Annotated in this window: 10 protein-coding genes; 2 read left to right on the top strand and 8 right to left on the bottom strand. The window is 40.3% G+C overall.

Annotated features, from left to right (window positions below; all coding sequences use genetic code 11):
- Positions 1 to 74 precede the first annotated feature (74 nt).
- Both H4J52_RS08015 and H4J52_RS08010 read left to right on the top strand, forming a co-directional pair.
- Positions 75 to 350, top strand: a complete 276-nt coding sequence (locus H4J52_RS08015) for a hypothetical protein (RefSeq protein ID WP_182224480.1) — start codon at positions 75 to 77, stop codon at positions 348 to 350.
- Positions 351 to 371: 21 nt separating this feature from the next.
- Positions 372 to 2,990: an immune inhibitor A domain-containing protein gene (locus H4J52_RS08010; RefSeq protein WP_182224479.1), complete on the top strand. Its 2,619-nt coding sequence runs from the start codon at positions 372 to 374 to the stop codon at positions 2,988 to 2,990.
- Positions 2,991 to 3,051: 61 nt separating this feature from the next.
- On the opposite strand, the gene recG is transcribed toward H4J52_RS08010, so the two are convergent.
- The 8 genes from recG to H4J52_RS07970 all read right to left on the bottom strand — a co-directional run bounded on the left by recG (position 3,052) and on the right by H4J52_RS07970 (position 12,261).
- The gene (gene recG, locus H4J52_RS08005) at positions 3,052 to 5,142 is read right to left on the bottom strand and encodes an ATP-dependent DNA helicase RecG (protein ID WP_182182333.1); all 2,091 of its coding nucleotides are present in this window, start codon (positions 5,140 to 5,142) and stop codon (positions 3,052 to 3,054) included.
- Between the two features lie 64 nt (positions 5,143 to 5,206).
- A complete protein-coding gene (gene trmH, locus H4J52_RS08000; protein WP_182182332.1) occupies positions 5,207 to 5,914 on the bottom strand; it encodes a tRNA (guanosine(18)-2'-O)-methyltransferase TrmH in 708 nt (235 codons plus the stop codon).
- A 170-nt stretch (positions 5,915 to 6,084) separates the two neighbouring features.
- Positions 6,085 to 6,477 carry a RidA family protein gene (locus H4J52_RS07995; RefSeq protein ID WP_182182373.1) on the bottom strand — a complete coding sequence of 131 codons (393 nt, stop codon included), beginning with the start codon at positions 6,475 to 6,477 and terminating at the stop codon, positions 6,085 to 6,087.
- Between the two features lie 34 nt (positions 6,478 to 6,511).
- Complete coding sequence (gene spoT, locus H4J52_RS07990; protein ID WP_182182331.1) at positions 6,512 to 8,629, bottom strand: bifunctional GTP diphosphokinase/guanosine-3',5'-bis pyrophosphate 3'-pyrophosphohydrolase; 2,118 nt, start codon at positions 8,627 to 8,629, stop codon at positions 6,512 to 6,514.
- A 170-nt stretch (positions 8,630 to 8,799) separates the two neighbouring features.
- Positions 8,800 to 9,084, bottom strand: coding sequence for a DNA-directed RNA polymerase subunit omega (gene rpoZ, locus H4J52_RS07985; protein WP_182182330.1), 285 nt, complete (start codon positions 9,082 to 9,084; stop codon positions 8,800 to 8,802).
- Positions 9,085 to 9,191: 107 nt separating this feature from the next.
- Entirely contained in the window at positions 9,192 to 9,821 is a 630-nt protein-coding gene (gene gmk, locus H4J52_RS07980; RefSeq protein WP_310649609.1) for a guanylate kinase, read from the bottom strand.
- A 177-nt stretch (positions 9,822 to 9,998) separates the two neighbouring features.
- Positions 9,999 to 11,027, bottom strand: coding sequence for an L-threonine 3-dehydrogenase (tdh, locus tag H4J52_RS07975; RefSeq protein ID WP_182182328.1), 1,029 nt, complete (start codon positions 11,025 to 11,027; stop codon positions 9,999 to 10,001).
- Positions 11,028 to 11,049: 22 nt separating this feature from the next.
- Positions 11,050 to 12,261 carry a glycine C-acetyltransferase gene (locus H4J52_RS07970; protein ID WP_182224478.1) on the bottom strand — a complete coding sequence of 404 codons (1,212 nt, stop codon included), beginning with the start codon at positions 12,259 to 12,261 and terminating at the stop codon, positions 11,050 to 11,052.
- Positions 12,262 to 12,359 lie beyond the last annotated feature (98 nt).

Genomic DNA, 12,359 nt, shown 5'->3' with positions numbered 1-12,359 from the left:
TGTGCTGGTTAAACTTTATCCGTTAATTAATATGCGGTATTATGGTTAACATTATTGTTACAGGTAGCGACGTTATGAAGTTTTATTTATTTTTAGTTGTTTTATTACTACAGGGGTGCCAGCAAAAATCAGCACCATTAGTCGCTAAAAACAGCAGTGAAAAAGTCGTTAACCATAAAATTATTTGTCAGCAATCAACGACCCCACCACTTAAGAATATCCAAAAGCTAAAAGAGATGTTAGTGACCAATGGCACCATTGACGCTTCATTATCTGAAGAAGAGATACAGCGCCAAGTCAATGCGTATATTCGTAAGAAAAATGCGGCCTTTAAAAGCTGTCAGAAATAAGAACTCATAGTAGGAAAACTCATGAAAATAGCACACTTATTAGGTTTGTTTTTGCTGATCAATAACTTACCTTTACAAGCGAAAAATGTTGATAAGGTTAACGCTTTTTCTAAAAGTGCGCCAGCAGATGCAGGCGTTATAAATAAAGAGCGGATTCTCTATTGGTTAGAAAAAAGAGGTGAGTTGTCGATTAATGCAACGGATGAGCAGAAAAAACAAGCATTGACTGACTATCTGACTAAAAAATCATTCAAGCCTAACGTATTGCCGTTAGCATTATCAAAGAAAGTCTCTGCAGCGGAAAGTTTTAATAGTCGTGAATTTCGTGAAAGTATGAGTTTTAATAACGAGTTGAAAAAAACTCAATTAGCACATCATTTATTACAAAGAACGGCGGATGCTGACGTTGAAACGACCGTTAATATTTTAGCGATACTTATCGATTTCAATGATCTCAAACATGATGAAAATGGCTTGACGTCTAATGATACTGATATGTTTTACCCAAATTATTCTGTTGCACATTACAATGAGCTTTTGTTCTCTGCAACAGGATTTGATGGCCCTTCAGGGCAAAATATTGAATCCGCTTTCCAATATTACCAACATGAATCAGGTCAACAATTCTTCTTTACCGGTGGTGTTAATGGCTGGGTAACCGCGGCAAATGATGCCAGCTACTATGGTGGTAATGATGAAGAAACCGACAATGATCAAAATGTTAAGGAACTTGTTGTTGAAGCGGTAACGCAGCTTGTTGCTAATGGGCTTGACTTGTCGGATTACGATAAAACGGATTTGTTTGATTTTGATGGTGACGGCAATGTTAATGAGCCTGATGGTATTATTGATCATATTATGCTTTTTCATGCCAGTATTGGTGAAGAGGCAGGTGGCGGAGGTTTAGCAGAAGATGCTATTTGGTCACATCGTAGTTTTGTGCTCAATGAAGCAGGAACACAACCGGCAACTATTCTCGGTTCAGATATTAAAGCTTTTGGTTATACAATTAACCCTATTGATGCCGCTCCCGGTGTTGTTGTTCATGAATTTGGACATGATTTAGGTTTGCTTGATGAATACGATATTGACAGTAGTGATATCGGCGCACCTGTTTCAGAGTGGTCAGTCATGGCTTCAGGTACTTGGTTAGGTACTCCTGCAGGAACTCGTCCCTCTGCTTTTAGCCCTTTAGCGAGAGATTATTTACAAGAGCGCTATCAAGGTAATTGGATTAACCAACGTGAAGTCAATTTCGCTACGTTAAATAATGAAAGTATCTCCTTGGTGAGCACGGTTGATCATAACGCAATTAACCAAATCAAGGTGAATTTACCTCCTTTAGCATTAGACTTTCCGGTGGCTTATGCCGGTGCATACCAATTTTATTCTGATAAAGGCAATATGTTAGAAAACAGTCTGTCATTTTCTGTCGATTTACCTGCCGGTACTTCGACATTATCGATGAAAGCTCGTTGGGAAATTGAACAAGATTATGACTACGTGCAGGTGCTCGTCAACAATACAGCGATAAAAGGAAATCATACTAAAGACAGCAATCCTTACTACCCCTTGCTAGGAGAGTATCTCAGTGGAGAATCTGCCAGTATTGTTGGTGCAGAGGGCGACTTAAAATGGGTCGGCTTAACTTTTGACCTCTCTAGCTTTGTAGGTCAACGTGTCACGATTAAAATGAATTATGTGACTGACCAAGCAGAAGGTGGTTATGGTTTTGTGACCGATGAAATAAAAGTAACCAATGGGGGAAGTGAGCTTATTATCATTGATGGCGAAACTGAAAACCAAGCAACATTGAATGGCTTTAGGCGATTATCTGATAAAGTTGCTGGTTTACCTCATCATTATTATATTCAATTACGCAGCCATACGAGCGTTGATAGTCGTTTAAAAAACATCGGTTATGATGCGGGTGTTTTACTTTGGTATCGTAATGATAATATTGCTGATAACAAAGTTGATGAACATGCGGGCAAGTTATTTATAGGCGTTGTTGATGCCGACCAAAATCTTGTTAAAGCTGTAAATGGTAGTGTCCGAAATTCAGCGTATCAGCTCCATGATGCTGCTTTTAGCTTGTATGATCAACAGCCATTTAGCGGTGACAGCCACAGTGTAGCGACAAGTTTATTTAAAGACTCCGATGATTATTCTTCACCGGAACAACCTGAGTCTGGTTTGATTTTACCCAAACTTGATTTTAGTATGCAGGTCGATTTGCAAAGCTCTGATAGTACCTCTGCAACGGTAACACTTTCAAGTTCCACCGAGCCTTCTGATTTAAGCGTATCATTCACTCATTCAGCGAATGATTTAGCGGTGAACTTTACCTCAACCCCAGTAGGCGGCAATTCACAATATACCTATGCTTGGGATTTTGGTGATAGCAGTAGTAGTAATATACAAAACCCAAGTCACCTTTATACTCAGGCTGGAAATTATAATGTTGAATTAACACTAACAGATAGTACGGGGCTTAGTATTAAAGCCGCACGTAGTGTTACTGTGAGTGCTGCGCCAGTGGTAGTGGCTCCGTCAAAAGTGAAGAGTTCAGGTGGCGGTGGCTCAATGGGGGTTGGTTTATTATTGGCTTTATGTTTTTTAAGAATCGTTAGAAAGTAATACGCTGAGCTCAATCTTAGCCTTTGCTTAAGCTTCAAATCTGAATGTTATATAAGGAAGCCTAAGCATTGGTAAAGTATTCGCGATCGCCCATCCAACGCTGAATAATTGCTTGGGCATTTTGTGGGTGCTTCTTCCAAATAAGATAAGCATGTTGCTGTACTTCTGGAATTAAATGCGCATCTCTGAGCAAATCTGCTATTTTCAAATCAGCGAGACCCGTTTGCTTGGTCCCTAAAAATTCACCTGGACCTCGTATTTCTAAGTCTTTTTGTGCAATAACAAAGCCATCATTACTTTCACGCAATACCGCTAAGCGTTTGGTTGCTGTTTTTGAAAGCGGGCTTTTATACATTAAGACACAATGTGAAGCGACTTTGCCTCGACCAACCCGGCCTCTTAGCTGATGGAGTTGCGCTAAACCTAAGCGCTCAGGGTTCTCAATGACCATTAAGCTGGAATTGGGGACATCAACACCGACCTCAATAACGGTTGTTGCCACCAATAAGTCTAGTTCACCTTTTTTAAACGTTTCCATTACTGACTGTTTTTCAGCGGCTTTCATTCTTCCGTGTATCAAACCAATTTTTAATTCTGTCAGTTGCTCTTGTAAATACACCGCCGTATCTTCTGCTGCTTGGCATTGTAATACTTCAGACTCTTCAATTAACGTACACACCCAATAAGCTTGTCGATTGTCTTCTACACAGCCTTTTCGAATGCGTTCAACGACATCTTCACGGCGTGTGTCAGGTAAGGCGATGGTATTTATCGGGGTTCTTCCTGGGGGAAGTTCATCAATAATAGAGGTGTCTAAATCGGCATAGGCAGTCATGGCTAATGTGCGAGGGATTGGCGTTGCTGTCATAATCAATTGATGCGGATAATTACCGTCAAACGCGCCTTTCTCGCGCAGTGATAAACGCTGATGTACACCAAAGCGATGTTGTTCATCAATAATAATCAGTGTTAAATTATGAAAGATAACTTTATCTTGAAATAAAGCATGGGTACCAACAATCATCTGCATATTACCATTTTCGATATGCTCTAGTGCGCTACGTCTTGCTTTTGCCTTCGTTTTTCCAGCTAGCCAGCCGACGCTGATATCAAGCGGTTCAAACCAGTTTTTAAAATTAAGGGCATGTTGTTCTGCTAATATTTCTGTTGGCGCCATTAAAGCAACCTGAAAGCCTTTACTGATAGCGGTGAGTGCCGCAAGTGCCGCGACTAAGGTTTTTCCTGAACCTACATCACCTTGTACTAAGCGCATCATTGGCTGAGTTTTTATCAGGTCCTGACGAATTTCTTGTACCACTCTTACTTGAGCATTGGTGGGTGAAAAAGGTAATGAGGCTAAAAACTTATCACTGAGTACTTTATCATCGATTAAAGAGATTGATCGATGAGCATCACTAGACTGGCGTAATTTCAGCATACTTAAATTATGCGCCAATAATTCTTCTTTTATTAATCGTAACTGTGCGGGATGCTTACCCTCTTCCAACTGTATTACTGAAGTTTCAGGGGGCGGACGATGAATAAGCGCCAAAGCTTGCGCGAGAGAATAATTTTGCAAATTAAACTCATCGGGTAATAACTCTTCAACTTGGCCTCGTTCTAATTTAATTAACGCTTGCTCGGTTAAGTTACGTAAAGTTATTTGCCGTAAGCCTTCAGTCGTTGGGTAAACGGGGGTTAGTGTTTCTTCTACCTCGGTTAAAGCTTGGTCCTCATCAAGGGATTTATACTCAGGATGAATTATTTCAAAACCACGAGCGCCACGTTTAATTTCACCATAACAGCGAATGTTCAGCCCCAATGCTAAGCTATTTTTTTGTGCAGCGCTAAAGCGAAAAAAACGTAAGTTTACGGTTCCTGAAGCATCTTGAACGGTAACCAGTAACATACGTCCCTTGCCATTAATGATTTGGCTACCGGTGATTTCACCAATAATATTAGTGAAAACACCAGGAAAACAGTCTCGTATTGCGGTAACACGCGTCCGGTCTTCATAACGATTGGGTAAATGAAAAAGTAAATCTTGAAGCGAATGCAAGCCGACTTTTTCAAGCTTTTCAGCCATGCTTGGTCCAACACCCTTTAAACTGGTGATGGCTATTTGTGCAAGCTTTGCTAGCCCTGTTGACACGGATTTTAGTCCTTTTCTATCATTGACCTAAAAATTTAGGTTTAAAAGTTCAGCAACACTAGGGTTAGTTATCGAGTGCTTTCCATGCCGCTTGGGTCATTTGCATCTGTTCCCACCATCGTTCAGAGGCAATGATTTGTCCTTCTTCATCAATTATTGGGTAAGATAATCCCTTGCGTTTACAGGCTTCGGCGAAAATAGGATGTCCACCTTCGAATAAGAAACGTTGACGACGGCTTTCATCTATACGGGGAGCGTTATACATTCCGGCTAATTGACGCTGGCGTTGTGCTTCATATAATACAACAGAACAGGCGACGGAAACATTTAACGACTGCACCATGCCTACCATCGGTATGACAATATGTTGGTCTGCCATTTCAAGCGCAATATCTGAAGCACCAAATTTTTCTTGGCCTAAAATAATAGCCGTTGGCTTGGTGTAATCGATTTCACGAAAATCAACAGCGTTATCAGAAAGGTTGGTGACTAAAACTTGCATGCCTTGCTTTTTTAATGCGTCAATTGCGTCGCTCGTTTTACTGTAGTTGTGAACATCTATCCAGTTTTGACTACCCGCCGCACTGCCACCACGGACTTCCATTTCATCACTTTTCCATATCGCATGCACATCACTAACGCCAATGGCGTCAGCGGTGCGAACAACGGCGGCAAGGTTATGTGATTTATGTACTCCTTCCATGCAAACCGTTAAATCTGGTTGGCGTTTATCGAGCATCTTATTTATTCTTTCTAATCTTTCAGGTGTCATTACACTTCACATTTAAACTTTATGGTTCATTGTCTAAATAAATTTAAACAAGTCACTTATAAAACATAAGCTCATTGTTTAAATTTATTTGACGGCTTCCCCTAAAATTTAACTGTTATGTGTAACACTTATATTTAAGGGGTAATATACTTTAACGTTTAACGCTTGAATTAACCTACGTTAGGTAATTCCATCACGCCATCAATTTCAATTAATACGTCTTTTGGCAAACGAGAAACTTGCACCGCAGCACGGGCAGGGTAAGGTTTTTGAAAGTACTGACTCATTACCTCGTTAACGGTTGCAAAGTTAGCTAAGTCCATCATGAAAATATTCACTTTAACCATATCGTTAATATTACCACCAGTGGCTTCACATACGGCCACAAGGTTTTTGAATACTTGGTGAGTTTGCTCGGTAAAGTCATCAGACACAACCGCCATTGTTGCAGGAACGAGTGGGATTTGACCGGAAAGATAAACAGTATTATTAACTTTTACTGCTTGGCTGTATGTGCCGATTGCACTGGGTGCGTTATCTGTACTGATAATTGTTTTCATAATACTTCCTACTAGGTAATTTGTTAAATATGATTGACTATTTGTTACGAACTACACGCTGAACATCAATCATTACTTTTATTTTTCGAATAATATCGGCTAGATGCACTCGGTTACGACAGGTTATTTCCATGTCAATGGCATAGAGACCTGAGTCTTTTTCACCAGAATTTAATGTATGAACGTTTGATTCACACTTAGCGACAACATTGGTTAAAGCCGCTAATGCACCTTGATGATTCATTATTTCAATACGTAATTTTGCAATGAAGTCTCGGTTAATGTCGCTGTCCCACTTCACTGGAAATAAGCTACCTTGTTCATGACCTTTAATGTTTCTACAGCCTTGCTGATGGACCATCAAACCTTTGCCAGGGCTTAAGTAAGCAAGAATGGTATCCCCAGGAATAGGACGGCAACATTTACCATAGCTTACCAACATACCTTCAGTGCCTTTTATTGGCATTTTTGTTTTGCTGTTCGGATCGGCGAAGCCACTTTCAGCACTGTCTATAGTAAACTCATCGGTTAATCGCCTTGCAATACCGATGCTTAACGCATTACCTAAGCCTATATTGACGAGTAGGCCATCAAGATTGGTATTACCTGTTTCCTTCACAACTTGATCAATTTTTGTTTGATCAATATCTTCAATCTTAACTTTACCTAAAGCATGACTCAACAAACGACGCCCTAAACCATAAGATTCTGTTTGTTCTTGTGAACGCAGATAAGTACGAATTTGTAAGCGTGCTTTAGCTGTTACAACAAAATTTAACCACGTTGCATTAGGTCGAGCGGCAGAAGAAGTAATAACCTCAATGGTTTGCCCTGAATCAATAGCTCTACTTAATGGATAAGGCTTACGATCAACCTTAACACCGACACATGAATTACCGACATCAGTATGAACGGCATAAGCAAAATCGACTGCAGTTGCGCCCATGGGTAATTCAATGATGCGTCCGTCTGGCGTAAAGACATAAATTTCTTCAGGAAATAAGTCTGACTTTACATTTTCAATAAATTCAAAGGAACTACCGGCACTTTGTTGTAGTTCTAATAAACTTTGCATCCAACGACGCGCTTTCATTTGAGCTGTGGTGCCACTCTTATCGCCGTCTTGTTTATACAACCAGTGAGCTGCAACCCCTTTGTCTGCCATTTGATCCATATCTTGCGTACGAATTTGAATTTCAACAGGGATACCATGTGGGCCAATCAGCGAAGTGTGCAGCGATTGATAACCGTTGGTTTTTGGAATAGCGATATAATCTTTAAAGCGGCTTTCAATCGGTTTAAATAAGTTGTGCACGGCGCCAAGTGTTCGGTAACAATTATCAATTTTATTTTCTACGATGACACGAAAAGCGTATATGTCCATGACTTCGTTGAACATTAATTCTTTGTTAAGCATCTTTCTGTAGATGGAGTAAAGGTGTTTTTCTCGACCAATAACTTGCGCATCAATACCACTTTCTTTAAGGCGAGCAGTGATTTCTTGTTGAATGTTATTAATAATTTCTTTGCGATTACCACGGGCTTTTTTTACCGCCGACTTTAACGCACGTGCACGCATCGGGTAAAGGGCCTCAAAACCTAAAACTTCTAATTCACTTTTAATATCGTGAATACCCAAGCGGTTGGCAATAGGTGCATAAATTTCTAATGTTTCACGGGCAATACGTCGACGTTTATCTGGGCGTAAAGATTCAAGTGTACGCATGTTATGTGTGCGGTCGGCAAGCTTAATAAGAATTACGCGAATGTCTTGCACCATGGCAAGTATCATTTTACGGAAGTTTTCTGCTTGCATTTCTTCTTTATTATCAAACTTTAATTTATCAAGCTTACTCACGCCTTCAACTAATTCCGCAACGGTATAGCCAAATAATTCGGCTAACTCGTCTTTAGTTACTGGCGTATCTTCAATAACATCATGGAGTAATGCTGCCATTAAGGTTTCGTGGTCCAAGTGCATTCTTGCTAAATTCAAAGCAACCGCTACCGGATGAGTGATATAAGGTTCACCGCTTGAACGCATTTGCCCTTCATGCGCTTCACGCGCAACGAGGTAAGCTTGTTTTAATAAGTCAATTTGTACTTTAGAAAGATAGCTTGAAACAAGTTCTTTTAATGGTTCAAAAAGGTACACGCATTAAATCCTTGATAATTAAGCTGAACGGAAATATTACCGCCAGTCAATGCTTTGAGTCAGCATTACACAATACGTTATTCGTTAAATACTGACAATAAAAAACGCGTATCATTAGTCATGATTACGCGTTTAGTTTACATCTTGTCGCTATAAGGCGACAAAAGATTTTATAGCTGTGGTTGAGCGCCACCAACAATGGCTGCTACAGCGGCTAGCTCTGCAGAATCTTGCTGAACTTGTTCATGACGATCGCTACTGTTCATTACTTCAGTTGTGATTAAACCGGCTTCAATTTCACGTAAAGCGATAACGGTTGGCTTGTCATTTTCTGGATCCACTAAAGGCTCTTTACCGCCTGTGGCAATTTGACGAGCACGACGAGATGCGATTAACACCAAATCAAAACGATTGCCTACTTTTTCTACAGCACCTTCAACAGTTACGCGAGCCATTTGGTTACTCCAACTTAAAATTTATAAAATAGTGCCGTAGTTTACTGGGCTACAGCCGATTAAGCAAGATATAGTTCTATTTTAGGGGCAATAATGACACAGTAATGTTAGTCCTTTAATAATTCTTCAAACATCGATTGATGCGTTATTGCTTGTTGCTGACACCTTAGACGTTGGTTGTTAACGATGGTGGTTAATTCACTCAATGCTTGAGTGAAGTCGTTATTAACAATAATGTAGTCGAACTCAGTATAGTGTGAGCACTCTGCTTTTGCTTGTGCCATTCGAGACTTAATGGTGGCATCGCTGTCTTGACCACGATTCTTAAGGCGATTTTCAAGCTCTACTTTTGAGGGCGGGCTAATAAAAATCGTGGTAACACTGGGTTGTTTTATCCGTACTTGCTTGGCACCTTGCCAGTCGATATCAAGAAAAACATCAATACCTTGAGCAAGTTGCTTATCTATCGCAGATGCTGAGGTACCGTAATAGTTACCAAAAACTTCAGCATACTCATAAAATTCATTTTGTTTAATCTGCTTTTGAAATTGATCAACACTAATAAAATGGTAATGTTCGCCATTATTTTCACCCGGACGAGGCGCTCGTGTGGTGTGAGAAACCGACACTTGCATCGGTCTGGCCGATTCTTGAGATAATAAGGCTTTAATTAAACTAGATTTTCCTGCGCCACTAGGTGCAGAAAGAATAAATAAATTACCGGGAGTTGTCACAATATTGCCTTTTAAAAGAGGTAAACACATAAATAATGTACATTATAACGAATTGATAAGGTATTTCACCCCTAAAGTTGCAGTGTTCTGGGGGGATATATAGGATATGAGAATTAAAAAAGCCAGCTTTATTGAGCTGGCTTAACGTCGGGGTTTACCTATTGATTTTTATCAGAAAAACTAGCTTTCCCAGTTTAAGATAACTTTACCAGAAAGGCCTGAACGCATGGTATCAAAGCCATTTTGAAAATCATCAATATCAAAATGGTGAGTGATAATAGGTGATAAGTCTAAACCTGATTGAATTAAACTCGCCATTTTGTACCACGTTTCAAACATTTCACGGCCATAAATACCCTTAATCGTCAAACCTTTAAAAATGACCTGACTCCAATCAATAGCCATATCTTGACCTGGAATACCGAGCATGGCTATTTTGCCACCGTTATTCATGTTTTCTAACATTGCAGTAAAGGCCATAGGGACCCCTGACATTTCCATACCGACATCAAAACCTTCACTCATACCCAATTCGGTCATCACATCTGTTAAGTTTTCTGTACTTACATTTACAGCACGCGTAGCGCCCATTTTACGGGCTAAGTCTAAGCGATATTCATTAATGTCGGTAATAACAACATGGCGCGCACCCACATGCTTAGCGACTGCTGCGGCCATAATACCAATAGGACCTGCGCCAGTAATAAGAACGTCCTCACCCACTAAGTCAAAAGATAAAGCGGTATGAACAGCATTGCCAAAGGGGTCAAATATTGCGGCTAAATCATCAGAAATTTCATCAGGTAACTTAAACGCATTGTAAGCGGGTATCACTAAATACTCAGCAAACGAACCTGTCCGGTTAACACCTACGCCAACAGTATTGCGGCATAAATGCGTACGACCACCACGACAGTTTCGACAATGGCCACAAGTAATATGCCCTTCACCAGACACCCGGTCACCTAAAGTAAAACCTTTAACTTCTTGACCAATACCCACGACTTCGCCCGCATATTCATGCCCAACAACCATGGGAACGGGAATGGTTTTTTGTGCCCATTCGTCCCAGTTGTAAATATGAATATCGGTGCCACAAATAGCGGTTTTTTTAATTTTAATTAATAAATCATTGTGACCCAATTGTGGCTTTTCACTGTCAGTCATCCAAATGCCGGGTTCCGCTTTTAACTTTGCTAATGCTTTCATCGTGTTTCCTTAAAGAGTAACCTTAGCCAATAATGTTCATTGCTTTGCCGATACGAATAAAGGCTGAAATGGCTTTATCAAGTTGTTCTTTGGTATGAGCTGCTGAAATTTGAGTACGAATACGTGCCTGGCCTTTGGGTACTACCGGGAATGAAAAGCCAATGACATAAATACCCTCTGCTAATAGGCGACTCGCCATTTCGCTGGCTACTTTTGCATCGCCTAACATCACGGGGATGATTGCGTGATCGGCACCGGCACAGGTAAAGCCTGCCGCTTCCATATTCGTACGGAAATAATGGGCGTTATCTTTTAATGTTTTGCGTAACTTGCCACCCTTAGCTAACAAGTCAATCACGGTAATTGAAGCATTAACAATGGCGGGGGCTAACGAGTTAGAGAATAAGTAAGGGCGTGAACGTTGTCGCAACCATTCAATCGTTTCTTTTTTACCTGAAGTGTAGCCGCCTGATGCGCCGCCCATCGCTTTGCCTAATGTACCGGTAATAATATCAACACGGCCCATGACTTCACAGTATTCGTGGCTACCGCGACCTTCTTCACCGACAAAACCTACCGCGTGTGAATCATCAACCATCACTAAAGCGTTGTACTTATCAGCTAAATCACAAACCGCTTTTAGGTTAGCGATAACACCGTCCATAGAAAACACGCCATCGGTGGCAATTAATTTAAAACGTGCGCCAGCAGCATCAGCAGCAATGAGTTGTTGCTCTAAATCGCTCGCATCATTATTGGCATAACGATAACGTTTGGCTTTACATAAACGCACACCATCAATAATTGAGGCATGGTTTAATGAATCACTGATAATGGCATCTTCAGCACTTAATAAGGTTTCAAATAAACCGGCATTAGCATCAAAACACGAAGAATAAAGAATGGTATCTTCCATACCTAAAAAGGTACTTAATTTTGCTTCTAGTGTTTTGTGAATATCTTGGGTACCACAAATAAAGCGTACTGATGCCATACCAAAACCATGCTCGTCTAAGCCTGCTTTTGCGGCAGCAATGAGCTCAGGGTGATTGGCTAAACCTAAGTAATTATTAGCACAGAAGTTTACAACAGCTTCACCAGTTGTCACGGCAATGTTGGGTTGTTGTGCGGTAGTAATAACACGCTCGGCTTTATATAGGCCGTCTTCTTTAACTTGTTCAATTTGATCATTTAAATGCGCGTAAAAACTTGCGTTGTTTGAAGAGTCGCTCACAAAAATTCCTTATTAATAGGTTTGAATAATAATAGTATTATTATCCTAGACCAACTTTTAAGAAAGTGACACTAGTTAAATTAATGCTTATTTCATTA

This window comes from Colwellia sp. MB02u-14, from assembly GCF_014076915.1.
Classification (GTDB): Bacteria; Pseudomonadota; Gammaproteobacteria; order Enterobacterales; family Alteromonadaceae; genus Colwellia_A.
This window is presented reverse-complemented; position numbering and strand designations above follow the sequence as displayed.

Bases quoted from the DNA above. Each gene is read 5' to 3' on its own strand.
- H4J52_RS08015 (WP_182224480.1), top strand. From the start codon at position 75: ATGAAGTTTTATTTATTTTTAGTTGTTTTATTACTACAGGGGTGCCAG.
- H4J52_RS08010 (WP_182224479.1), top strand. From the start codon at position 372: ATGAAAATAGCACACTTATTAGGTTTGTTTTTGCTGATCAATAACTTA.
- trmH (WP_182182332.1), bottom strand. From the start codon at position 5,914: ATGACACCTGAAAGATTAGAAAGAATAAATAAGATGCTCGATAAACGC.
- rpoZ (WP_182182330.1), bottom strand. From the start codon at position 9,084: ATGGCTCGCGTAACTGTTGAAGGTGCTGTAGAAAAAGTAGGCAATCGT.
- tdh (WP_182182328.1), bottom strand. From the start codon at position 11,027: ATGAAAGCATTAGCAAAGTTAAAAGCGGAACCCGGCATTTGGATGACT.